Origin of the sequence: Cupriavidus taiwanensis LMG 19424 (assembly GCF_000069785.1) — a bacterium.
Taxonomy (GTDB): Bacteria; Pseudomonadota; Gammaproteobacteria; order Burkholderiales; family Burkholderiaceae; genus Cupriavidus; species Cupriavidus taiwanensis.
The window spans coordinates 241,402-266,740 of the sequence record NC_010529.1; the positions used below are offsets into that span (position 1 = coordinate 241,402).

Genomic DNA, 25,339 nt, shown 5'->3' on the forward strand with positions numbered 1-25,339 from the left:
CTGTCGCCCTACTCGTACGATTTTTTTGGCTGCTGCCAATACCATCGCTACTATTCTGACGTGCGCTCTCTATAGAAATGAAATCCGACGGGTAATACAATCTACCGGCCGCTTCAGAGCACGTTTCGAGCTGCCGCCCCCATAGCGCTTAGATGGTTTGATAGAACCTAAATTTCGAAAATGAATCGCAGAGAGATGCTCCGCGCCGGAGCGTATGCCGGGCTTGTAAACATGATACATTCGACACATGCATTCGAACGGCGGCCCCACGTTGTGTTTCTCAACCCCGGCGAATCCGCTGAACGTGGCACCGGTCAACATTGGCAATTGGTGTCCAGTTTTATGGGCATGGCCGCAACGACGTTTAATATGCAACTGGAGGTGTTGTACGCAGAGCGTGATCATTTACTCATGCAGCGCCAGGCGGAGGAAGTTGCCCGACGTAGTTTTCCCCCAGACTACGTAATCATTGTCAACGAGAAGATGGCCGCACAACAAATGCTTAAAGTGTTGGCTCACTCACCGTCCAAAATATTAGTTATTCACAACGATCTGACGTCCGAACAGCGCCAGTACGTCGGCAATGAACGGGAAAAAATTTCGAACTGGATCGGCACATTAACGGCGAACGCCGAGTTGGGCGGATTTCGCCTGATGGAGTTTTTATATCAACGACTCGGCCGACGAGAGGTTAATGTTATTGGAATAACTGGGGATCCTAATACACCAGTCTCGCTGGAAAGGGCTGCCGGGGTCGCCACCTTCCTGAATCAAACGGCAAATGGGCGCATCTGTCAGTTGGTTTTTAGTGACTGGAGTCGAGCCGATAGCCACCAAAAGGCTCGCGTACTGCTGGCACGGTACCCCGAAGCCAATGTCATGTGGGCCGCCAATGACACTATGGCACTGGGTGCACTTGATGCCGTCAAGCTTAACAACGCCCATGTTCTGGTAGGCGGCATGGGAGCTTTGAAAGAAGCGCTTGAAAGCGTGATTCATGGCGGCCTTGCGGGCATCGTAGCAGGCGATTATTTTGTCGGTGCTTGGGCAATGGTACTGCTATACGATTATCACTGGGGCAAGGATTTTGCGAAACATGGGGGGCCGCGTCTAAAACTCGACTATCTTGGCATTATCGAGCGCACGAACGCCAGACGTTTTTCCGATGTCGTTTTTAGACGAATCGAAGCCTTTGACGTTAGACCCTATTCAAAGCATTTAAATCAACGGGAAGGCTCCTATGATTTCGATCTTAAGCATCTTTTAAAAACTACGACCAGAAGCCTCTGATGCGTGTGCGTGCCAAATTTTCGCTGAGGTCCCTAAATCTTCATACCAAGTTGATGCTTTCGCTTGTCGTGCTTGTCGCAGCTGTCGCCGGAACTTCAGCTTCTATGTTAGTAGAACACGAGCGCAACAGCCGACTTCTCGCACTAGGGGACCGGGCCACAAGAATTGCTGACCTTTTCAGCCAATCGCTTGTTCTGCCTTTATGGAACGTTGATCTTCGCGCAATCGAAAACCAACTCGCCGCGCTTGCACCCAACCCTGAAGTTGCCGAGTTTACGGTTACCGCGGCAGGCTACGGAACGGTAGCTACTGTAAAAGGTTCCCGTCACTTAAACGACGGCGAAAGCGTTGTACGTGTACGAGCAATTGAATATGATCCGCCCGGAAACGCACCGAAAGAGAAAATCGGGGAAATTCGAGTCGTACTAACCAAGGCTGTCGCTCAGGAGGCAATCAACCGCGCCCGGCAGGCCATCTTTGCGATTATGGCAGCGCTCCTAGCAGTGCTTTACGCTGCTAGCTTCCTCCTCCTGAAGCGCATGGTCCGCAGCCCCGTCAATGGCCTCGAAAAGATGGTCGATAAGATTTCTGGTGGAGATCTTGATGCGAGATGCGAGGTGAAATCTGGCGACGAGCTCGGGCGTCTCGCCGTGCGAATCAATTACATGGCCGATCAGCTTCGTACATCGACACTGCTTCTTCAAAAAAGCGAGAGAAAGTACCGTAGCATCGTGGAGAATGCTGTCGAGGGTATATTCCTCCTCGATCAAGCTGGAAATCTTGCCGAAGCCAATCCCGCGATGGCTCAACTGCTTGGCTATGACAACGCGTGTGATTTGACTGTGTCTGCAGAAAGCGATGGTCGACCAAAAAGCCCCTTTTCTCTCAGCCTAACTGCGACTTTGTTCAAGACCCTGAACGTCGATGGCGAAATTCGCGGCCTCGAACTTCAGTTGAGTCGGCTTGATGGAACACCTATATGGGTCCAATTGAATGCACGCGGCCTAATGGGAAGCGAAGGTAGCCTTCGTTATCTCGAAGGATTGCTCACCGATGTGACCGCCCGCAAGCATGCCTTGGAAGATTTGCAATTGCAGCGCGATAGGCTAGAGCTAGAGGTGAGCGAGCGGAAATGGACCGAACTCGAATTGCTAGCATCCCGGGAGCGTCTCCAACAATTACATGCGCATCAGGAAGCGATTCGGGAGGAGGAAAGGAAGTGCATAGCCATGGAAATCCACGATGAACTAGGGCAGCTTTTAACAGCCCTAAAAATGGACCTCTCCTTATTAAGCATGCAATTGCCGACGGGATCTGGTGTGATTCAGAAGGCTGAAGAGATGCGCGAATTGATTGAACAAACCATTCGCATTGTGCGAAATGTAGTGAGTCACCTGCGACCCACAGCATTGAACTATGGTCTCGCGTCCGCATTGGAATGGCTCGCTGCAGACTTTAGCCGCCACACCAAGATTCCGTGTCGATTCCAATCCACTCACCCCGAACCAAATCTTCCTGACCCTCGTGCGACGGCAATTTTTCGTATCGTTCAAGAATCACTTACCAATGTTGCCCGCCACGCCAAAGCTTCCCAAGTCGATGTCACACTTGCCAATACAGACGCCGGTATCGAAGTGATCATCAGGGACAACGGGCAGGGATTCAACGTTGTTTCTGCGCGCGCCGGATATTCATATGGATTACACGGTATGGCGGAACGCGCTCGCCTAATTGGCGCGCAGCTAGAAGTTCACAGCAAGCCAGATCGCGGTACCCTAATAAGACTGCGACTTCTGGAAACCTTTGAAAAACCTCAATCCCATTAATCGAGAATCCGAGATGATTCGCCTGGAAGTCTTAGGGATACTCTGCACAAACGCGAATCGAGTGTGCTTGGCCGTTTAACAGGAAGCTGAATGCGCCACGACGCCAACCTATCAGCTCGGAGCGAAGCTATCTCGCACGCGCGAAGCAGCATTCGCGGGCTGCGCGCGAGGCATCGGCGTGAGCCAGAAACGCGCTCATGCCCCGGCAGCCAGCAGTTTGCCGCGCGCCATCCACAAGTTGGACAGTGCGAACAAGGTCATGAGTTGCGCGGTGTTCTTCCTCAGCCCTCGATAGCGGACCTTGGTGTAGCCGAACTGCCGCTTGATGACCCGGAACGGATGCTCGACCTTGGCCCGGATGCCCGCCTTGATTCGCTCGACCTGATCGACGAGCGCGCCAAGTGGTTTGCTTTGGTCCAGGACGCGACGTTTGCCTGGCTTCATCGCTACGTGCCAGTTCACGCCCGCCCGCGCGTCCGGACGCTTCTCCACGCCCTGATAGCCCGCATCGCCGAACGCGTCGGTTTCCTCTCCATGCAGCAGGCTGTTGCCCTCAACCACGTCGTTGACCTTGCCCGCCGTGCCCCGCACCGTGTGCACCAGCCCGCTTTCGGCGTCCACGCCAATGTGCGCTTTCATGCCGAAATACCACTGGTTTCCTTTCTTGCTCTGGTGCATCTCTGGGTCGCGTTCGCCCGACCCATTCTTGGTCGAACTCGGTGCGCTGATCAGTGTCGCGTCCACCACCGTGCCCGCGCGCAGCATCAATCCCTTGTCGCGAAGGATGTCGTTGACCAGCGCGAGGATCTGAGCGGCCAGCTTGTGCTTCTCCAGCAGGTGACGGAACCGCAGGATGGTGCTCTCGTCGGGCAGCCTCACCGTCCAGTTGTCCAGCCCGGCGAACTCCCGATACAGCGGCACGTCGTGCAGCGCTTCTTCCATCGCCGGGTCCGACAGGCCGAACCATTGCTGAAGGAAGTGGATGCGCAGCATTGCCTCGACCGCGAACGGGGGACGGCCGCGCTTGCCTTCCGGGGCGTACGGAGCGATCAGCATCACCAGATCGGCCCATGGCACCACACGGTTCATCTCGTCCAGGAATTCGCGCTTGCGGGTGCGCTTGGTCGACAAGTTCAGTCCAAGGTCAGTTTGTTTCATGCGCCACATGCTCGCTGGCTCGACGATTCATTGCAAGCACATCCGCCGGCTAATTGTGCAGAGCATCCTTAGAGACCTCATTCCTGCGTGAATCCATGTCGAATTGCATAGCGAATAAGCTCGGCGTTGTTCTGAAGCCCCAGCTTTTGCATCAGCCGCATCTTGTGGGTGCTGATCGTCTTAGCGCTTAGCGATAGTGACTCGGCGATCTCGTTGACGGTTTGCCCTGTAGCAAGCCGCTGCAGCACTTGGAATTCCCGATCAGACAGCACTTCATGTGCTGGCGCGTCAGTGCCCCTCTGGTGAAACACCATGGCATCGACCAACGCCGGATCGATGAACTTGCCCCCTGCGGCAAGCTTTCGTATTGCCCCAAGGAGGATCTCCGGGTCACTATCCTTTGTCACATATCCAGATGCCCCGGCACGTAAGGCCCTTGAAGCGACCTGTGCTTCGTTATGCATGCTGAGAACCAGGATGACGAGACTCGGCCATTCGAGACGAACCCTCCGAATCAAGTCGATGCCACTGATACCGGGCATAGTCATGTCCAAGAGGAGAAGGTTGAACTCTCCGGTGCGCAATTGCTCCAACGCAGCGGCGCCATCCGCGGCCTCGCCTGAGACGACGATATCTGTCGTGGTCGCCACAATTTGCTTTAGACCACTGCGGACGATCGCGTGGTCTTCAGCAATAAGAACTCGAATCATGCTTGACAGGGATTGGTGGCTATAAATTGACGCGCCCGCAACAGCACTGCGATCGTGTCGATACTTGGTCTTTCAAAACCCTATTATCAACACCGACATCCGTTGCTGGGGGAGGAAGGAACATGGTACGCCATATCCCTGGTGTTCGGATATGGGATACATCGATAGATCGACAGAGGCCATCCCCTTGCCACGCCGGATGTGAACTCTAGCGGCGCGTATTCGTGCCTTGCGTTAGGGCGCCGTCTTGTAGAAAGCGCCGATGGAAGGTTTGATCACCAGTAGGTGCGCGCAAGTCTAACGGCAGCTTCGCTGTACTCCCGGGGCGAAAGGAGCTTCCCGTCTACATGACCGGCGCGGCTCCTTCCGCAGGGACGTCGTCTTTGAATGCACAGTAAGTGACTTAAAAATTTGGTTATGTGTCGCAAGCGGGGAAACTGAATGTGAATAAACGGCGCGCGCATGGAGCACTTTGGCGGTCGTGCACCGCCGGTATGACGATCGATAACCAATGCGTTGCCAGGCTCTTCCTACTTTTAGCGAGCGGCAGACCGCGCGAGTTAAGCAATAGCCATGCCGACAATGAGTTCTCGCCCCTTGAATGCGTCACTCCGGCTCTCACTGGAGACGCGCTGTCGTGCTCAAAGTTCTTTTAATCACGCTCCACGGTTTTACATGGGTGACCCAGCTTTGTGAGCGGCGTGCCGAAGATCGCCGGCAGTGCTATAGGCGCGCTCAAGCAGGGACAGAGCACTGATAGGTGAGCGCTGAAAAATTCTCAGATACCCGCTGCAGAATGCTCGAGAAGCAGCGGACTTTTTCGTACCGCCGAGACGGCACGATTCGTCGGATGCGGTGATGGCATATAAGCGCCGCACCGCTGGTGATGCAGTTCCGGCGCGGCCCGCGTGGCCCTTGCCCTCTGGCGGACTGCCGCCGCAGCGCGCTGTGGTGCCCATTAGCAGCCCGCCCACCTCCGGAAGCACCAGCTCGCGCTATCCGTGGCTAAGGGATGAATTGCACCGCATGATGGAAGACTGTGTCAGAAGTGCGCGAAGCATGATTTTCGATCTGGACTACTTGAGCCCGGCAATCATACGTGCCCTGAGTGTTTTGCTGGATGACGCTGTGCTATGTTCAACGAGATCGCTCCAGCGCCCCGCTTGCTGAGCACGCTGTCGGACCTGAAGGAGTGGTGCCTGATCGCTGTGGGCTATGCGCCGCAGGGCATCGCCAGCCACGTTGCGCGCTTCCTCAAGGCATGTGCGGGCTCAATCAGCATGGGGGCAGTGTGCCGGCGACATCTGCCTTATCATGGGGCCTTCGCACCCATCACCACAACCATGCATCTGCCAACCGAAGACTTCCAGGGTCACCCGCTGGTGTGGATTGGCCACGCCGACTCCTATCTGCTGCTGGCACCTCAACATGGTGGGCGCCTGGTCCGCTGGGTACACCGAGGGCAAGATATCCTTTACTGGCCCGACGCCGCTGACTGGAGCTGCCCCGCCAAGGTCCGCGGCGGCAATCCACTGCTGTTTCCGTTTGCCGGCCGGCATTTTGTCAAGGGCAACCCGGGGCAGTGGCGTGATTCGCAAGGGAAAGTGCATTCGCTCGCGCTGCACGGTTTTGCGCGCGACCTTCCGTTTGAGGTTAGCGCCATCAACGGTCGCGCGTCCATCAGAATGACGCTGCGCGACAGTGGGGCAACGCGCGCAGGTTATCCATTCGCCTTCGTTTTTGAAGCCATCTACGCGTTGCTGCCCGATGGCCTGGAAGTCACGCTGCGCACCATCAATACCGGCACGCAGTGCCTGCCCTGCTATCCCGGTCACCACTTCTATTTCGCCTTGCCCCACTCACAGCGCGCCGCAGCATCGCTCGCACTGCCGCGCACCGAGCGCTTGCGCCAGCGGTCGGATGGCAGCCCGATGTGCGCGGAGCCGGGCGAGCCAACATACCGGCTCGACGACCCACGGTTGCAGGACGCCCTCCACGCCTTCCGCGCTAACCCGTCTGCCACGCTGGCCATACCTGGGCGCAAAATCCGCTTCGAACTGAACCAGCCCGGCAGCGCGCCATGGCATGCCGTGACCACATGGTCCGAGACTGAGACCGCCGACTTCTATTGCGTGGAGCCGTGGGTGGGCCTGCCCGATGCGATCCACCACGGCCTCGGCCTGCGCTGGATCGAGCCCGGCCAGAAGGAAAGCGCGGTGTGCCGGTTGCGCGTCACGTCAGATCTCCTCGCGTTGGCCAAAGTTCGCTCAGACGATGAAGTGGCACCGACGTGATAAACGTACTTCAAGTCGCCTTGCCGGAAATTGCTCCTTGTGCGTTCGTGTTCAATCATTCTGTTGCTTTCCTAGCGCATCAGTCTGTCGCTAGGTTGAAAACTCCGACACCGCTCCTTTCGATCATGGGAATCGTGCCGTTGACTTTCAACGTCGTCCATCACCCCCGGATTTCGCGCGGTGGTCTGATACTACTTAAGCTTAAGACTCCAAGTTAGTAACCACATGGGGACACAACTAAGTGCCCATGGTCCAGCCGGAAGTCTCGGGGACACGGCGAATCTGCCCAGTGCAGGGCTGCTTACCGCAATAGGCGGTTTTTTCATGGGCCTATGCTTGGAAGAACCCGGGGTGAATGGCGTTCGCATTGACCTGTAAGTAGGTTCACGATGTGCTGCGAATACGGTCGGCTCGTCGTTTCCGGATCCCAGGACCTCGTTCGCGAGGCGGCGATCCTTCCTTATCGCTCTTTGCGGGCTTGGCCCGTCAGTGATTCTATTACCTTCGGCCGTGCTGTACCGCCGCAACGGCGAGCGCATAATTTCAGCTTGGGGGCGCTGGCGGAGCGGCCCGTCCGAGACGCGCTTGAAGGCGGCCGCTTGCATGCGCCGTGAAGATTCAACACATTGTATCCGTGGTTCATCCACTGAGTCTGGAAAACGCGGCACCACACGTTGCTGGAAGGCTGGATCGAGTCGGCCAGCCACGATGGCGGGCGCTTTGTGATCCGCGTCATCGACGGAGTCCACAGGATGTCGCAGCGAGAATGGTTGTGGCTCGGCAGCGAGTGGCCGACGGGCTTTGGCCTGTCGTTCACGGCAAGCCATCCGCCGGTGCGTTGTGCACAGGGATTCCGGTTTGCGACAGGGCGACCGCGCTGATGCATGCCATGACCGATTGCCTGCCGGTGGGTTATTGCCTGGCCAGTCAATTTTCCGATAAAGACGGTGCGCCATGTCTGCCGCCACGTACTGCTACGCTTGGCCGCGGCGCGGGCGTTGAGGAAGCGACATCACTGAATGCGTGGCGGCAGTTGGTCAAGGCATGCCGGTCATCGCATCTTGATGGCGATAGTGTCGGCCACTGCGGCACGACAGCACAATGAACGCAGCGCGATGCAGATGTGATGGAACCCCGTGTTTAACCTGGCGTCGCGACAGCATCCTGCCCTATGTGTCCTAGATGAGCCACACCCTGCACGGGGTCAGCGCACTCAATGGGCTTTGGGCATGCCAGCTTACGCTCATGCGGCGGACTGGGATCACCACGGCCGGCACCGGCCCGCCTTGATCGGGAGCGACTCGCGGCGTTAGTGGGCATTCCAATGGTCAACGCTCGAAGAAGCGAGGGCTGGCCTGCGGCCCGCCCTCTTCGGCGCCGTAGCCAGAGTCTGTCCCCTCTGGCTGGCTGCAGACTTATTTGCGCTGCGCTGGCTGCAGCACTGTCCGATCCACGCGGAGCCCAGCGTGCGGAGTGTCGCTGCGGCCGGGCATTTCCGATGACGTTGTCGGGTCCTGACGGCCGGCTGGCAGCTGCGGCTTGCGATCGGCTGCGCTTTTTGCCCCCGAGTTGTGCCACCGCCCTCGCATGGTGCCGGCGGACATAGTGCGATGAATCCGTTAGTGGTGTGGCTCGATGCCCTCACGTACCTCTCGTATTCGGAGGCGGTCGCAGGCCGACGCTATTGGACCCCACGCCTGGCTTTGAGCGCTGGCGGAGCGCCGCGTCCGCGATACGCTTGCGGACGGCGGCTTGCATGCGCCGACGCTAGCGAGTTCGCGACCGGCCCGCTCTGTGGCCGTTGGGGTACCAGGCGCCGTCACGCTGCCTGCGTCGTTGAGCCGGTTATTGGAGCCAATGCCCGGCCTGCGGTTATCGCGCTAGACGGCGACAATTATCTTGGCCGGTTTGATGACGATTATCTTTGCCGGTGGGGCAGTGGCGGAGGCGGCGTAGCCGCCGGAGACACTGCCCCACCGGCGGCGCCGGGCGGAGGGGGTTTTAGGATGGCTGATTGCCTTCAAGAAGAAGCGAACAGCCATGTCCGGGATCCACATTACGGACCAGCAGGTCCGCCTCTTCATGAACAAGCGCAAACATCACACCCAGGAAGTTGCAGCGGCAATGGCCGGCATGAGCGTCCGCACAGCGCGGCGAATCGAGCACCGCGACCATCTGCCGTCGCAGAAGACGCCACGCACGTGGCGCACTCGTTCCGATCCGTTTGCTGATGGGGACAGCGAGATCGTGCCGCTGCTGCGCCTCTCGCCCCGGCTCAAGGCAGTCACGTTGCTGGCCAAGCTGCAGGAGGCTCATCCCGATCGGTTCCCCGACAGCATGCGACGCATGCTGGAACGGCGCGTTAGCCAGTGGCGCGCGATCGAGGGCCCCAGCAAGGAGATCTTCTTCCCGCAGGAACACCTGCCCGGCGTGCAGGGCCTGTCGGACTTCACCGACATGCGCGATCTGCACGTGACCGTCGCCGGCGCGCCGTTCGGGCACAGGCTGTATCACTTCGTGCTTGCGTTCTCGCACTGGGAATACGCTGGCGTCGTCGAAGGCGGCGAGAGCTTCGAAGCCTTGTCTAACGGCTTGCAGAATGCGCTCTGGCAGGCCGGCGGCTGCCCGCGCGAACATCGCACTGACAGCCTGTCGGCTGCGTTCAAGAACCTGCAGCAACAAGAGGACTTCACGGCCCGCTACGCCGCGCTGCTCGAGCATTACGGCATGACGGGCACACGCAACAACGTCGGCGTGGCTCACGAGAACGGCAGCGTTGAGTCGTCTCATCGCCATCTGAAGGAAGCCGTCGACCAGGCTCTCATGCTGCGCGGCCATCGCGACTTCGCAGATCGCACCGCTTACGAGGACTTCGTGCGCGAGGTCGTGATGCGGCGCAACCGCCGCAACGCCGCCGCGTTCAACGTCGAGCGTGAACATTTGCAGGATCTGCCGCTGCGGCGCACTACCGACTTCGTCGAGGAGGAGGCACGCGTGACGCGCTGCGGCACCTTCACGGTGCGCGGCATCCTCTACAGCGCGCCGTCGCGCCTGATCGGCCACAGGCTGAAGGTGCGGATCTACCCCGATCGGATCGACTGCTATCTGTCGGGGGCCTTGGTGCACAGCACCGCGCGTGGGTCTCATGCCGCTAACAGCCGTCGTCGCGCGCTTGACTACCGGCACTTCGTGGACGAGCTCAAGCGCAAGCCCCAGGCGTTCAAGGGGTTGGCGTTCCGCGACGACCTGTTCCCACGCGAAGCGTACCGCCGGGCCTGGGAACAGCTCGAAGCCCGGATGACGCAGCGCGATGCCTGCAAGACCATGGTCGGTTTGCTCGATCTCGCCGCGAACCACGGCGTCGAGGTCGTCCTTGCCGCCCGGCTCGAGGCCTTGCTGACTGCGGGCGAATTACCGGACCTCGAACAACTGCGCAGCGAGTTCGCACCGCGGCAAGCGCAGTGTCCGGAGGTAGTCGTCGAGACGCCAGCGGCGTCGCTCTATGACACGTTGCTCGACGCGGAGGTGACAGCATGAACATGCCTGCAACCTACGATGCCGCGCGCCTGGGCCTGATGCTCAACGAACTGCGGTTGCCGACGATCGGCCGACTATGGCCCGAGTTTGCACAGCGCTCTGACAAAGAGGGCTGGCAGGCCGCGCGGTTGCTTGGCGCACTGCTCGAGCACGAACTCGCCGAGCGGGTCAAACGGCGCATCGAACGACATCGCATCGAATCGCACCTTGATCCGACCAAGACGCTCGACAGCTTCGACTTCGGCATGGTGCCGATGGTCTCGAAGGCCCACGTGATGGCGCTCGCGACCGGCGACTCATGGCTAGAGAAAGGCGCCACGATCCTGCTGTTCGGGCCGCCGGGCGGCGGCAAGACGCATCTCGGCTCCGGCATCGGTCACGCCCTGATTGATGCCGGCTACCGCGTGCTGTTCACGCGCACCAGCGAGATCGTGCAGAAGCTGCAGGTGGCCCGCCAAAGCCTGCAGTTGCCGTCGATGCTCGGCAAGCTGGACCGCTTCGACCTGATCATCCTCGATGACCTGTCGTACGTGCGCAAGGACCAGGCGGAGACGAGCGTGCTGTTCGAGCTGATCGCAGAGAGATACGAGCGGCGAAGTCTTCTGATCACGGCCAATCAGCCGTTCTCGGGCTGGAACGATGTGTTCCCCGATCCGTCGATGACGGTGGCCGCCATCGACCGCCTGGTCCATCACTCGACGATCTTCGAGCTGAACGTCGAAAGCTACCGGCGCCGCAACGCCAGCGACAACAAGCGTGCGCGGCGGCGTCAATTACCCGAAACCGAACCGGAAGGAGCGACAACAATGACGACCTGACGAGCGACAATTACCCCAGCCGACAGGCCAAGATAATTGTCGTTTGACCGGCCAAAGTAGTTGACGCTCTACATCGCGCCATGCGGCACCGTCAACGCCGCGTGGCATTGTCTCGCAATGGCACGCTCAAGGCTGGACGGGCGCTGCCGCCCTCGCCCCGCCCGGCGCCCTCCACAGGCGGTGACTGCTCGGCGGGCTAGAGCGCGGCACCAGGTTCTGGGTTTACCGAGAAGCTGTCGGCGCCTTTGTCGCGCGTTTGCACGACGGACGAATTCAGGCAGTTGGCGAAACGTCCCGAGCCGCTATCTAGGATTACGGTCCGCGTGCTTCGCTCTCCCCCCGGTTTGCAGTCGTCTGCACGAACGCCGTCGCCGCGAGCGGCGACAACACAGATATGGGAACGAGACCGCCGGGCGCCGTTTCCGCATACCGAATCAGCGCCTCGACGTCGCCGTGACTTGCCAGATGCTGGACCGCTGCACTGCGGCGCGCCGTTTCAGGCAACGGCATGCGGAGCGGCTGACCGGCCAATCGATGGCTAACGCCAGCTCGCGATCACGCGCCACCGCCACTTGGCAACCCGAGCGAGGGAAGCCGTCGTATTGGCCGTCGCTGCCGACCACGACGGTGGGGCGCTCGCCCGCCACGTGCGCCGCCATCTGGCTCCCGACGGCGCGAGGTGGGTGGCCCGGTTCCGGTTCATCGACGCGTGCGATCCGTTGGCGATCAGCGCGTGGATCGGCAGCAGTCGCCGCGCGCGGTAGGCATTCATCGAGCTGCTGTGGGGACGTGCGGCCGAACCGGGCATTGAACAACGGCGTTGGCCCGATCGCTCGCCGCCGGCCGGGACCGTGGGACAGCTTACTGAACCCGTGCAAGCCGATTGTCGGCTGTGCGGCGCGGACCATGCCGATCCCGCGACGCGACACTGGCTTGCCTGCCATGCGGCGCCCAACACATCGTGGCGTGACAGCGGCTGGCTGGCGCGCCTCATGCCCAGCGGCTGGCTCGACTTCGCGGCGGCGATGCCGGCGAATGGACGGCGGCCCCGCATGCTGACAAAGCAATGCGGCAGGCGCGGCTTGCACACCTATATGTTGTAACCCTCCCCTATCCCACTTGGCAGGAAATCCCCCGAATCAGTGCGTTGCGCGACACTCTACCTGAGCGCGTCTGTGCCCTTCCGCACCGAAAGTTGTAATCGCTGCCGCCGTTTCACCTAATGTTGTGTCTTGTTGGAGCGGGATGGGAGGGCCGTAGGGTGCGCGCCAGAATACATCTACGGGCCCGAAGTACTGCGGCAGAGTCGGAAGTGGAGATCAATCTGGCCACGTGGCCCACGGTCGATGAGCAAGCCCTGCCAGAGCCTCAGCGCGTGACCTTTCTTGCCCGCGTCAGCGCGGTTCGGCTCTATTTGAATGGTGCCGATGGCAAGCATATTCGCGAGAAGGCGGGCATCAGCCGTGGCCAGGTGTACCGCCTGCTGACCGAACGTTGCCTGGCGCCGCATCCGGACGGTCGTATCTATGGCTGGCCGCGAGCGAATCGCCCCGAGCAGCTATCATGGGATTATGGTTCGCCCTTCTCCGCTATCGCCCGGTCCGCGCGAATGCATCATGGCCGTCCGCAGCTACAACTTCAGGTGCAAGCGGAGACAACTTCAGGTGTGTGAGCGGCGTGCGCTGTGAAAGTGACGTAAGAACCGGTGGATGGCCTTACCTGATAACCCACATTATCAGGCTTGAATTTTTACGGGATTTACCGGGTTTCTGAGGCGGCACTTGGGAAAACCGGGGATGGCGGAGGTGCCGGAACCGGCGCCACAAGGCCCGCAGAGCCACAAGGCCCGCAGACACGCGGCGCTGACACCGCTTGAGATCCGCCACGTGTGCGGCGATTCTCACAGTGTAGCCGAAAATGGCGTCGCTGCCCCGCCTGCGACGCCACCTGAATACCCCTTCCCGACTGTCATTCATCCTCGCGCGCGCCGCGCGGAAAGCGTCATCCCGCCATTATTATCAGGTAAGATAGGCTTGCTGCCGTTCTCTTCCCTGCCATGGCCCAACATAACCTCGTCGCTGCCGACACCCCGCGTTATACCCGCGCCGACTTCACGGCGCTGCGCTTCCGGCTCAACCGCATCCCGACCGAACAGATCCTGGCGCGCGTCTATGACGAAGAGGCGCTGCACGCCGCCGGCATCGACACCGCGGCGCAACTCGAAGCCCGGCTCGATGCCATGCGCGATCACCTGGTCGAGCGCGTCTGCCTGAGCAACCCGTACCTGTCGGCGAGCCTGGCGGACGCGCGCCGCTTCAACAGCTGGCCGAAATCGGCCATCGACTATCTGGTGCGTGCCGCCGATCAGGACTTTTCCGCGCCGCAGCCCGACGACCCGGTGTCGGCCTGGCTGCGTCCGATCGTGTTCCGGGCGCTGCGGCACGAGCACATCCAGACGCTCGGGCAACTGCACGCCTACATCGCGCTGCGGGGCCGGCGCTGGTACCTGCCGGTGCCGCGGCTCGGGGCCGGCAAGGCGCGCGCGATCGAGCGCTGGCTGCAGTCCCAGGCGGCGACGCTGGGGCCGCTCGCGGTCGTCGACGACACGCCGCAGGCAGCGTTGGTCGAGCTGGGCCCGGATCTCGCGCGCAAGCTGGTGCCGCTGGAGCAGATGGGACGGGTCGTGGCGATGTTCGACGGCAGCGAGGGCCGCAACCGGGCGCCAGGTTCCTGCCTGATTGCCGCGCGAAACGACCTCGAGGCCATCCAGGCCTACCTGTATCGCTTCCGCGACCGCAACAAGACCGCGCGCGCCTACCAGAAGGAGCTGGAGCGCTTCCTGCTCTGGTGCGTGGGCGTGCGCCGCATCGCGCTGTCGAGCGTGGGCGTCGACGATTGCGAGCGCTACAAGGATTTCCTGGCGCAGCCGGATCCGTCCTGGGTCGGCCCCAAGGCGCCCCGCAGCTCGGCCCGCTGGCGCCCCTTCGCCGGCGCCCTCAAGCCGGAATCCCAGCGCTACGCGGTACTGGTGCTGCGTGGCTTCTTTGCCTGGCTCGTGGGGGTGCGCTACCTGGGCGGCAACCCTTGGCTGCTGGTCCCGGATCCGTTGACGGCGCGCCGGGAGGTGCCGATCGCGGTCGAGAAGGCCTTGCCGGGGCAGCTATGGACGGCACTGGTGCAGCCTGGTGGCATCCTCGACCAGCTCTGTGCGAAATGGCCCGCAGTACCGGTGACCGCGCCGCTGACCGCAAAGGATGCCGACGCGCCCGGTGCCCAGTACCGCCTGGCGCGCGCGGCCGTGCTACTGCTCGGTTGCAGTGGCGCACGCCGCGAAGAGGCGGCCGGCGCGCAGCGCTGCCACCTCCAGCCGGTGCCGGAGCAAGCCGGCATCCCCGCTGGCCTGTGGGAACTGGCGCTGCTCGGCAAACGCAGCAAATGGCGCACCGTGTTCCTGCCGGCGCGCGCCATCGACGCGTTGCGCGCGCACTGGGCCGACCGCGGCCACGATTTCGAGAACGCCGATCAGGCGTTGGCGTTGCTCTCCCCGGTGGTGGTGCCGTCGACACGTACTGCCCAGGCGAAGCATCTCAGCTTGACGGACGGCGAATCGGTCCTCACTGGCAAGGGCTTCTCACCGGATGGCCTGTACCAGCTATTGACGGCGACGCTGCAGCGCATCGCCGACGACGCCTCGCTCCCCATGACCGAGCCAGAGCGGGACCTGTTGCGCCGGGCTGCGCCTCACGCGCTGCGGCATACGTTTGCTACTCATGCGGTGGCCAACGAGATGCCTGCGGACGTCCTCCAACGGCTATTAGGGCACGCCTCACTGCAAACGACCTCTTTGTATGTCCGAGCGGAACGCGCGCGCGGCCTCGCTGCGGTGTCGAAGCTCTTCCCCAGTTAGTGCGCTGCCCCGGGAACGGATGCCCCCCGACTTGGCGCGGACGCCGCAGCTTGTGTGCACCAGCCGTCTTGCACGGCGACCGCTGTTGGCTGCTGCGTATCCCCTCATTCGTCTGGGTGGTCACGGCGGGCCGTGGCGACTTCTGGGATAGCGGCGCCAAGGTCAGCATTCCACATCGGCGAGCCGGCCATTTGATCCCATGCCCACGGAAGCATCACCACGTCAAGGCTAACGATTGGCGCGAGCAACGTCATTGCGACCTCAGATTCCAATTGGCTGGTAGGCACGTCGCGCGGGTAAGCCGATCCGGGGCGCGGCTGTCCCGAGTTGGGACAGCCGCCGGGGAGAGTCGCCGCTCTCCGAGTCCGAGCAACGCAAGCACATCATAGCGACTTGAGAAGGTTGCGTCCTTGATAGGCGCCGCTTACCGAGCGGCCTGCGCCGGCACCATATCGCCATTGTCCCAACTTGGGACAGCCTCTCCAAGGGTACGGCGGCGGAACGCCCCGTTTTTTTGACGCCGCTGAACAAATGCCCCAAGTCGGGACAGTCTTGGTTGCCGCGCGACATAGGTCTGCCGCCAGCGTCGGTGTAATGTGCGAAGCCGACCTGTAGGTGGGCAGGGCCATGTCGTCCCGGGGGACGGCCGCGACGCTCGCCCGAAAGAGCGCTGGTCGCGGCTGCGGCAGTAGCCATCCCGGTGTCCCAAGTCGGGACAGATTCTTGCGCGTTCCCCCGCGTGTCACCTTGCCGCCGGCCAGGTCATTGCCGACGGGACAGAGTCTGGATGGATCGCACGGCGCCCAGCCCAGCTTCGGCGCGAGGCGCCGCGCCTGACCGTGGCTCCTTCTGGCAGCCGCCATAGCGACGACTTTGTTGACTCGGGAAAGCCCGTGCACGGATACAGTGATGGAACAAATCGCTTCGATGATCTCCCCTCAAAAAGTATCCCGAGTTGGGACAGTCTCAGCGGCGGCACGACATAGGGTCGCCGGCAGCGTCGCTGCGACGTGCGATTCTGACCTGCAGGTTGCAGCGGCCATTGTGCTCCTTGGGACCGCAGCCAGACTCGTCCGAAACAGTGGTGGCCTCCAGCTGCGGCATCTCCGCGTCCCCAGTCGGGACAGTTTCGCCAACGTTTCACCGTGTCCCACGTTGCCGCCTGCCGGCTTACCTCTCGAGGCCAAGTCCACTACTCCTCGCCATCATTACCGACGCGCGCGTGAGCGCGAGTTTCCTGGCCGCTACCATCCCCACTTGGGACAAGTGCCGGCGGTATGACCGTGAACGTTCAATGCGAGCGCATCACTGCAAAACGGTAGGGATCGCGCTTTGGGTTGGCATCGCTGGCAGAGCCCCTAAGACGTGGTGTCCCTAGTTGGGACAACCTCGGCTGCGTTGGAATGCGCAAGAAACTGTCCCGACTTGGGACACCGGGAAGGCTACAGCCGCGGGTGCGACCGCCGGCTTTCGGGCCAGCCTTGCTACCCGGAGGGGCGGGGCCATTTCCCGGACGCCCGCGGCTGGCCGCTCGCCGCCGCGTTGGCCATGGGGCCGAGTTGGCCGGATCGCCCAGAGTTTCGCCACTTCGGCGAACCACAGCGTTGTCCCACATCGCGCCTGACGGCATGAGGCCTTTCGGCCGCGGCCGGTTTGACTGACCGGCTTCGCTCGTCGCGTAGCGACGCTCGCTCAAATGCCTCAGCGCTTACCGGGGGTGTCCCAACTCAGAACAGTCTCTGCGTCCGACCCTCCGCCCACCGCACTATTGTCGCGGCGAACAAGGCGCCAATGCCCCGCCGCCGAGGCTCCTGTGCGACTGTCCCAACTTCGGACAGCCGTCGCGATGCAGCGGTCGCACAGCTCCTCGCACATTCATCCAGTCCTCTGCACTGCAGATTGCAGGTACGCTTCCCGCGTAGCATCCCTCCTGCAATGCGCCGGACCGAGCAGAAACTCCCATGGGCCTGTCAGTCCCAAATCGGGCCATCTGTCCAATCGCTGGGAGCCGCCGTTACAGAGCGAGTGAAGGCGACCCTGCCCGATACGGTAGCACCGCGTAGCAGCCGATTAGCCGATCGCGGCCAAAAAAAAGGTTCTTCGCAGAAAACCGTGGCCCGAAAGAGCACATTTTGTATGCTGATGTCTGTTTCTTCAGGTATCAGGGGGATGTGTGCTGGATCGCAAGACGCTGCAAGCACTGGGTTGCTGGAAGGGCTACCGGCTGGAGCGCGTGGAATGGCCGGAGGGAGAGAGCCGTACGCTGTCGTTGTACTTGAAGCCGGTCAGCAAGGTCATGCATTGCGAGGAGTGTGGCGCGCGCTGCCATCAGGTGCATGAGACAGTGGTCAGGCGAGTCCGGGACCTTCCGCTGTTCGAGTATCGGGTCGTACTGCACGTGCCGCGCCGGCGCGTTTGGTGCGACCGTTGCGGCGGTCCGAGGCTGGAGCGGCTGGAATGGCTTGGGCGCTACCAACGCGTGACGGCCCGCTTGGCCCAGGCTTGCGGCCACTTGTTGCGCCACTGTACGGTGCAGGCGGTGGCGGCCTTCTACGATCTGGGCTGGCACACAGTTAAATCGATCGATAAGGCTCGCTTGCGTGAGGCAGTGGCCGAGCCGGACTGGTCCAATATCCGCTACCTGGCCATGGATGAGTTCGCGCTACACAAGGGGCATCGATATGCCACGGTGGTAGTCGACCCCATTGGGCGGCAGGTGCTCTGGATCGGACAGGGGCGCTCACGCGAGACCGCCCGAGCCTTCTTTGAGCAGCTCCCCGCCGGCGTTGCGCAGCGCATCGAGGCCGTCGCCATCGACATGACGACCGCGTATGAGTTGGAGATCCGGGCGCATTGCCCGCAAGCAGAGGTGGTCTTCGACCTGTTCCACGTGGTAGCTAAGTACGGGCGTGAGGTCATCGACCGAGTACGGGTGGATCAGGCCAATCAGCTGCGGCACGATCGGCCGGCCAGACGGGTGCTCAAGTCCACACGCTGGCTACTGCTGCGGAATCGGGAGAACTTGAGCGTCCCCCAGGCGGTTCATCTGGATGAGGTCCTGGAGGCGAACCGGCCATTGCTGACAGTCTATCTGTTGCGCGACGAGCTAAAGCGGCTATGGTTCTACCGCCGCCCGGCGTGGGCGCAAAAAGCTTGGGAGCAATGGTGCGAGCAGGCTCGGCAGAGCCGAATACCTGCCCTGGAGTTGTTTGCGAAGCGCCTGCAAGGCTACTGGCATGGCATCTTGGCCCGCTGCCGCCACCCATTGAACACCAGCGTGGTCGAAGGCATCAACAACACCATCAAGGTCATCAAGCGCCGCGCGTACGGCTATCGCGACGAGGAATACTTCTTCCTCAAAATCCGCGCAGCCTTCCCCGGAATTCCTCGATGAACCAAAAAAAAACCCGCCATTTGGCGGGCCTTCTTGTCACCTCGGGTCAGATTACTTCGGCTGGTGGTGGAACGTCTCGCTGATCAGCTGGCGGATCTGGTTCTCCAGCGCCTCGCTCAGTGCACCGAACTTGATCTTGACGGTGAAGCCGTTGGCGTCCTTGGTAATCGAGCCGGCATGCTCCTTACCGGCAAAGAACTTGTCGATGCTTCGCTCGCTCGCTGAATTGGCGGCATCAACTCGACGGGTTGCCAGCGCTTTTATCGCATTTGCTGCTTTGCCCTGGTCCATCTTCCCCGATGCCACCAGTGGCCAGATTTCCTTCGCCGCTGCATCGCCCGCCTCGCCATACTTGCGGATGGTCATAACGATCGCTTCGGCGGCCGTCCCGCCGAGCAGGGTAGGCTGAAGATCCAGATCCCGGATTACATAGTCGGGGAGTTGGGCAAAGCTGAGGAATCGGTAAAGCCCGCTTCTGGACAGCCCGAGAGCCTCGGCCAGACGAGCGCGAGACGGGAATTCCTTCTCGGTCTGACGAATGGAAAGCGCAATCTCATAGTCAGAGAGATCATCACGGCTGACGTTCTCCACGAGAGCCAGCACCGCCATATCGGCGTCAGACGGCTCAGCGACCACCGCTTTGATGGTATCGGCGCCCAGCATCTTGTGGGCCCGCCACCGGCGCTCACCGGCCACGATCTGATAACCCATTTCGGCGCGGCGTACCACGATAGGCTGCATCAACCCAACCTCTCGGATGGACTCCGCGAGGTCCGCGAGTTTTGAATCGTTGAAGACGCGCCGAGGCTGCCAGGGGTTCGGCACGATGTCAGCGACCGCGATTAGGGACGCAACCCCGGCAGCCTCGAGCTCCTGCACGCGCATCTGTGCCACGGCCAGTGCACCAGCCAACCCAGGTGCGGTCTGCGTGCGATCGTTACGCTTGATCTCGTCCTTCTGAATTGCCGACGTCTTCCGGATACCAGCCGTCTTCGCCAATAGCTGTTCTCGCATATTGCTCATTGCGCGCTCCTCCATTTTTCTGCGTAGATTTCATCCAACCATCGGCAATAGTCGACAATCGGCTGGCGCACCCGCTGCAGCGATTTTGCAGCGCTATGGGTACTACTCACGTCGAATACCGTTGAGAAAGCCAGGGCCCCAGTGCTCATCACAGAACTAGCGGGCACTTCAATTGAATGCAGCCAGCTCTCATAGGCGCTTTGAGCCCATGCCCGAACAATCGGTGCAGAGGACGTACGCCCATAGTCGACCCTCGACAGCAGCAGCGACACGAAGTCGTACTTCTTGTCCGCTTCGTATTTGATGAAGCTCTTGGAGACATCGGAGAACAGGCGCCAGAACGACAGCGAGCTGATGAAATCCAGGTTCTCTGGCACCATTGGCATGACCATGGCATCTGCCGCCAGCAAGGCGTTCAAGTTCATATAGGAAAGCGAGGGCGACGTGTCCATCAGGATGTAGTCGTAGTGCTTCCGTAACGGCTCCAGTCCCTCCCTGAGAACAGTCCAGAAACGGAAGCCCGGCTTGACCTTCTGCATGGCAGGCAAATGGAACTCCGCGCCGATCAGTTCTGTGTGCGCGGGAATGAGATCCAGGCCGTCCCAGTATGTCGATTGCACTTGGGACAGCAAGCCCCCCTCGATCTGCTGATCGTAGATATACGGCAGAACGGAGTCTTCTGGCGAGACGTCCTTCTCGGCGTAGAGACCACACAGCTCGGAAAGCGACGCCTGTGGGTCTAGGTCCACCACCAGCACCTTTCTGCCGCGCAGCGTCAGTCCCTGGGCGAGGCACATCGTTGTCGTAGTCTTGGCCGAACCGCCCTTCAGTTGGGCCGTGATGATGATTTTCCCTTCGGGCTCCCGCGTACCGGTGACCAGCGGTGTCTGATAAATGTCCGACACCTTCTGCACCCACGTGCGCGCCTCCTCCAACGTGAAGGTCCGCGTGCGTCCTGTTCCCGCTGCAGTACCTGGCGGCAATTCCCCATCGCCCTTGGTGGCAAGGTATTGAACCTGGGAATGTGAGATGTTGCACATCTCGGCGATCTCCCCGGTCTTGAATACCGGGGCGGTTTTTCTAGGACGCGGCGCAAGGATCGTCTGACGCAGTTCATCCGTGAAAATGGTGACCTTTTCCGCGAACTGGGATATTTGCTCAAGCGGGACAGTCCGATCGACTGCAGGAAGTTGGCTCGTTTTCACCATTCTGAGGTTTTTCCGCAAAATTCTGGAAAGCTCAGAATACAAGAAACGCTTGAGCAATGCTTTATAAACTGTTGTTTTTGAAACCAACTATCCTAAAAAACCACAGTTTTGCTCAAACTTTAGGCGAATTAGGGCGTCTTGCCCTGCACAACCCCATACAGGCGGTGTCAAACAAGCGGCCCCCGGGCGTATGCAGGCGCGGCAAACCAGCACAAATGACCTCACCATCCCGGCCAATCCAGTCAATCGTGATGCCAATTGCCTGGATGCTAGAAGCCTAGTTCTGGGATTATGCACAATTGACCTCACCTTGCCGGTCGAGCCGTGGGCCGCCTAGGCCATTGACACCACCTCGCACGGCGCTTCGACGGGAACGCTCTGCTTGGATTTTGCCTCGTTCAAATGAGGTCGCGACGGCCGGATTCACCCTGCATCGACAATGGTGAGGTTCATTGTGCGTGCTTCGTACGCGCCTTATTGAGGTCGCACAATGAACCTCACCCTGCAGGAGAAAAGCCTGCCAACGTCTTGCACAACGGACCTCACCTTTACTGCAGCACAAAAAACCTCACCATCAAAGACTTGTGTGACGACCGGCATGAAGGATCCCCGGCAGAGGGAGCCTTGGCGCTTCGTGAAGAATTCTGCAGCCGGCCCAGCGTGATGTTGGTGCCGTCGGCTGGGCGACCCTCCACGGCAGGACGAGGTCTGCGTTGCCCGCGCATCTGACGAGCCCCAGCACAGTCGGCGATCTTGTGAGCGTGGACCGTGCCTGTTTGTTTAGTTTTTTGAGAAGTAAACACACCGACAAACAAACGGAAAAAAGCAAAGCCCTTTCTAATCAAACACTAGATGCCAGCAAGGTGAGGTGCAATGTGCCAAAGGTGAGGTGTGTTGTGCCACGAACGTGCGGTTTGATGTGCGAGCAAGGTGAGACTCGTTGTTCCGCAAGGTGCTAGTTCTTGTGCCGAGGCAGTCAAGGTGAGGTACGTTGTGCGGACGCTGTGGATATCCCCGCTGACGCTAGGCTAGATGCCAACTTAGCCACTGCCCGCCTTGCGCAACGGTGAGGTCCATTGTGCGTAGGGTGAGGGTCGTTGTGCTGGGACCGCAGGGCAAGGTCAGGGCCGCTGATGCCTGGCTTTTATGGTGAGGTTCATTGTGTTGAGAACCTCACCATCACGTGCTAGAGTCACCCCAGCCTAAAAAGAGGGGAACCACAAGTTATGGCGGCCGAGAATCCGGTGGAGATCAAAACGAGGACCACGCCTCGGCAAATGGCGCTCGCATTGTTCGAAGACATGTTTGACCTCGGCACGTCCATCAACGAGGCGAACCGCGAAATCGGCTATCAGCGCAATAACTTCTTCACGGAAATCGTGAACATGGGGCTAGCGGCGCGACGGTTCCTCGATGCCGCCTACTTCATCGTCGCCCAAGAGCCGGAAGTCCCAGATCAGTACGACGTTGAGCTGAACTACTTCAAATGGCTGATGCGGTACGACAGCCGCAACCTGAAGCATTTGCGCACCATCGCAGACGAAGCGCAGAACGCGAAGGTCCGCGTCACCAACACGCCGTCAGACCGTGAGCCGGCGGAAGATGATATTTGGGTGCAGGTGCAACTGATCGGTATGGTGGCCATGCATCGTGGCCGCATCCGCTTCGACGTGCACCACAGCCTGATCCCCCACATTCGCGACCCACGCAAGTCCCACTGGCTAAGCCTGCGGATTTCGACGGCATTTACGCGCAGCCTGGCGCGCGCCATCTACGACAAGGTCTTGCCGAGCGTGCCGGCAGGGCGCACCGACTGGATCAAGCTGGACGAGATGCGGACCTGGCCAGGGAAGATGGGCGCGAACGCCAGCATCTTCAAATATTTCAAGCGCGACTGGCTTGAGCCAGCGGTCCGGGAAATCAATGAGATCTCGGACATCGAGCTGTCCTACGAAACTCGGACGGAATCGACCTCGTCGAAGAAGGTTGACCGCATCCGCTTCCAACTCCAGCGCAAGGACACGGCCGATGCGGTGATGGCGAGCCTATCTGACGCGAGCCAGATCTACAAGATCCTGAAGGACGAGTTCAACCTGTCCACGCGCCAGTTCACCGAGATCTCCGAGAACCGGGAAGCATGGAATGACGACCGCATCCTGCAAGCGATCGAGTACACGCGGTTCAAGCTCAATCGGGGCCAAGTGAAGAAGAGTCCGTCCGGCTATCTGATGAAGGCGTTGCGCGACAACTGGCGCATGTCCGAAGCTGAGCGGACCATGGTTCAGGTCCAGACGAAGCTGCTCACGGAGGAAACGGAGAAGGAAGCCGTAAAGGCAGCAGTGAAGTCATCCGTTGAGCACAGCGTGGCGTCGCGTGATGAAGAGACGCGTGCACGCATGAATGAAGAATCAGCCCAAGGTCGCGCGCATTTTACGTCGGCTGATACCAAAACTCGCAGGGAGTTTATTCGGGCTTGGCTGGCGTCGCGCGAAGGCAAGCTTGTACTGCGGCGGATGAAGCTGGAGCCTGCATCCGTCTCCGAAGACGTCATCCTGACGACGCCAGATTTGTCCTGGTACTTGGGACAGTTCGTGTTCGGCCGCGTGGCACTCAGTCGCGCATGACACAGCGGATTTCTTCGCGTTGATCGACGCTGTCGCTATCGCAGGTTTTTGATTCCTGCGCTGACTTCCGTAGCATGCCATAACCTGTTCGGGGTGTAGCCAGTTCCTTGGATATGCCGAGGCCAAAGCAATCTAACTCCTGAGATGCGTTCCTGCCGTGCACCAGCCCGCGGATAGTCTCAATAGCCGCTCGCGCCACTACCGACGACGGCTGCCCCGGCTGCGTTAACTGGATGGGGCCGGAAGAGGACCCACACGCTACTCTGTCCATCTCAAAGAGCCAGGCGCGCGCCTGATCGTGCCCCACCGAACTCCGGCGACCGTTGCGGTCAATAAACACGATCGACGCTGAATCGACTTCATAGGTCGACCCATCTGGTGCTGAAACCCGCTTGCCTCGGTATCTCGCCACCAGCTCGGCAATCTGCTGCCGCTCTCGTGTGGCCCGAGCCTCGGCTGCTCGCCCTGCATCTTCACGGAGCTTCCGCGTCCGGACTATATGTCCGTAGTCAACAGGCATCTCGAGGAGCGACTTGAGGTACGCGAACAGTTCTCGTCCCCGGAGCGGCCTGAGCGCATTGCCAGCCGCCGAGACGACGTCTGACAAACGGTGGCCCGTGGTTCTCGCAAGCTTCATCAGTAGGAACAGCGCGGACATCTTTAGGGCTTGGTCGCGTACCAAGGGCGCCAGGTCCATCGGCACCGCGCGACCGTCAATCCGCAAAAAGGATCCCGGCCCCGGATGTTTCTTCGTAGAAGACTGCATGGTCTTGTTTACGCCATTCACCGGTGCGAGACATGTAGAGGCCCCCGACTCATCAGAGCGGGTCGGAACGTGGATAGTGGACTGAACCTGCAGGCTGGTGATTCCAATGCATCGGAGCAACTTTGAGGAGAACCCGATCCGCCCAACGACCTCAAGCTGCGCCCTGGTGCGCCGCTGCCGTTCACGCTTAATAAGCCCGGCATCTTCAAGCGCACCAAGCGCTCGATAGACCGTGGCCTCACTCATCCCGAGGTGTTGCGCAATCGTTGCCTTCTTTATGAAGGCGAGCGCAGACGGATCCTTCTGGTTCAAAGCGAAGCGGACGAGCGTGGCCAGTACCTGACGATTCGTGATGTGCAAAGTCCGAAGTCCATCGGACTCGTAGACCAGCGCGATTGCTCTAAGAATCCGCTCAGGCAGCCGGCCGGCATCGAGCCTTGCTGCATTGGGTTGCAGGCCTTCGGCGGCGACAGGTTTAGGAGCATGCGACGCATCGCCGCACTTTGTTGTTCTTCGGGCAATAGGAAGCCCGTCGAAGCTACATGTCATCTTCGATCAGCGCAAACTTGGAAAGGAGGCATTGACAGCGAAGGCGCGGGCTTCGTACACTCGATCTGTCTTGTAGGTCGAGTCAAAGGGGTTTCGAAGCTCGTGACCTCTTTTGCCTATGCCGATGAAAAACCTGGAGTTGCTGGACTTATACCCTGCAGGTACATAGTTGCAGTGGGGAGCCGCCAGAGACCTAGCAGGCCGCTGAAATACCTCCAGCGGACGTCAGCGCGAC

The 25,339-nt window shown here is 60.5% G+C and carries 14 protein-coding genes; 9 read left to right on the plus strand and 5 right to left on the minus strand.

Going from position 1 to position 25,339, the window contains the following annotated elements; all coding sequences use genetic code 11:
* Nucleotides 1–273 precede the first annotated feature (273 nt).
* Both RALTA_RS29545 and RALTA_RS29550 read left to right on the plus strand, forming a co-directional pair.
* On the plus strand, nt 274–1,290 hold the full coding sequence (locus tag RALTA_RS29545; protein ID WP_232348028.1) for an ABC transporter substrate-binding protein: 1,017 nt from the start codon (nt 274–276) through the stop codon (nt 1,288–1,290).
* Complete coding sequence (locus RALTA_RS29550; protein ID WP_012354625.1) at nt 1,290–3,116, plus strand: sensor histidine kinase; 1,827 nt, start codon at nt 1,290–1,292, stop codon at nt 3,114–3,116. The genes RALTA_RS29545 and RALTA_RS29550 overlap by 1 nt, the downstream gene beginning before the upstream one ends.
* Before the next feature lie 195 nt (nt 3,117–3,311).
* On the opposite strand, the gene RALTA_RS27685 is transcribed toward RALTA_RS29550, so the two are convergent.
* Both RALTA_RS27685 and RALTA_RS27690 read right to left on the minus strand, forming a co-directional pair.
* The gene (locus RALTA_RS27685) at nt 3,312–4,274 is read right to left on the minus strand and encodes an IS5 family transposase (protein WP_012354594.1); all 963 of its coding nucleotides are present in this window, start codon (nt 4,272–4,274) and stop codon (nt 3,312–3,314) included.
* Between the two features lie 77 nt (nt 4,275–4,351).
* Nucleotides 4,352–4,984 carry a response regulator gene (locus RALTA_RS27690; protein ID WP_012354626.1) on the minus strand — a complete coding sequence of 211 codons (633 nt, stop codon included), beginning with the start codon at nt 4,982–4,984 and terminating at the stop codon, nt 4,352–4,354.
* Between the two features lie 1,343 nt (nt 4,985–6,327).
* On the opposite strand from RALTA_RS27690, the gene RALTA_RS27695 reads away from it, so the two are divergent.
* From RALTA_RS27695 to RALTA_RS27720, 6 genes are all read left to right on the plus strand, one after another.
* The gene (locus tag RALTA_RS27695) at nt 6,328–7,278 is read left to right on the plus strand and encodes an aldose epimerase family protein (RefSeq protein WP_012354627.1); all 951 of its coding nucleotides are present in this window, start codon (nt 6,328–6,330) and stop codon (nt 7,276–7,278) included.
* A 2,040-nt stretch (nt 7,279–9,318) separates the two neighbouring features.
* Nucleotides 9,319–10,815, plus strand: coding sequence for an IS21 family transposase (gene istA / locus RALTA_RS27700; RefSeq protein ID WP_012354628.1), 1,497 nt, complete (start codon nt 9,319–9,321; stop codon nt 10,813–10,815).
* Nucleotides 10,812–11,633, plus strand: a complete 822-nt coding sequence (gene istB, locus RALTA_RS27705; protein WP_012354629.1) for an IS21-like element helper ATPase IstB — start codon at nt 10,812–10,814, stop codon at nt 11,631–11,633. The genes istA and istB overlap by 4 nt, the downstream gene beginning before the upstream one ends.
* Before the next feature lie 1,312 nt (nt 11,634–12,945).
* A complete protein-coding gene (locus RALTA_RS30715; RefSeq protein ID WP_012354631.1) occupies nt 12,946–13,305 on the plus strand; it encodes a hypothetical protein in 360 nt (119 codons plus the stop codon).
* A 384-nt stretch (nt 13,306–13,689) separates the two neighbouring features.
* Entirely contained in the window at nt 13,690–15,540 is a 1,851-nt protein-coding gene (locus RALTA_RS27715; protein WP_012354632.1) for a phage integrase family protein, read from the plus strand.
* A gap of 2,173 nt (nt 15,541–17,713) precedes the next feature.
* Complete coding sequence (locus tag RALTA_RS27720) at nt 17,714–18,934, plus strand: ISL3-like element ISRta1 family transposase (protein ID WP_012353615.1); 1,221 nt, start codon at nt 17,714–17,716, stop codon at nt 18,932–18,934.
* A 51-nt stretch (nt 18,935–18,985) separates the two neighbouring features.
* Here RALTA_RS27720 and RALTA_RS27725 read toward each other — a convergent pair whose 3' ends face one another.
* Both RALTA_RS27725 and RALTA_RS27730 read right to left on the minus strand, forming a co-directional pair.
* Complete coding sequence (locus RALTA_RS27725) at nt 18,986–19,957, minus strand: ParB/RepB/Spo0J family partition protein (RefSeq protein WP_012354633.1); 972 nt, start codon at nt 19,955–19,957, stop codon at nt 18,986–18,988.
* Nucleotides 19,954–21,165: a ParA family protein gene (locus tag RALTA_RS27730; protein WP_012354634.1), complete on the minus strand. Its 1,212-nt coding sequence runs from the start codon at nt 21,163–21,165 to the stop codon at nt 19,954–19,956. Before RALTA_RS27730 ends, RALTA_RS27725 begins: the two co-directional genes overlap by 4 nt.
* A 1,226-nt stretch (nt 21,166–22,391) precedes the next feature.
* Here RALTA_RS27730 and RALTA_RS27735 point away from each other — a divergent pair.
* Entirely contained in the window at nt 22,392–23,789 is a 1,398-nt protein-coding gene (locus RALTA_RS27735) for a replication initiation protein (protein WP_012354635.1), read from the plus strand.
* Here RALTA_RS27735 and RALTA_RS27740 read toward each other — a convergent pair.
* Nucleotides 23,776–25,104 (minus strand): helix-turn-helix domain-containing protein, encoded by a 1,329-nt coding sequence (locus RALTA_RS27740; protein ID WP_012354636.1) that lies wholly within the window; start codon nt 25,102–25,104, stop codon nt 23,776–23,778. The genes RALTA_RS27735 and RALTA_RS27740 overlap by 14 nt on opposite strands.
* Between the last annotated feature and the right edge of the window lie 235 nt (nt 25,105–25,339).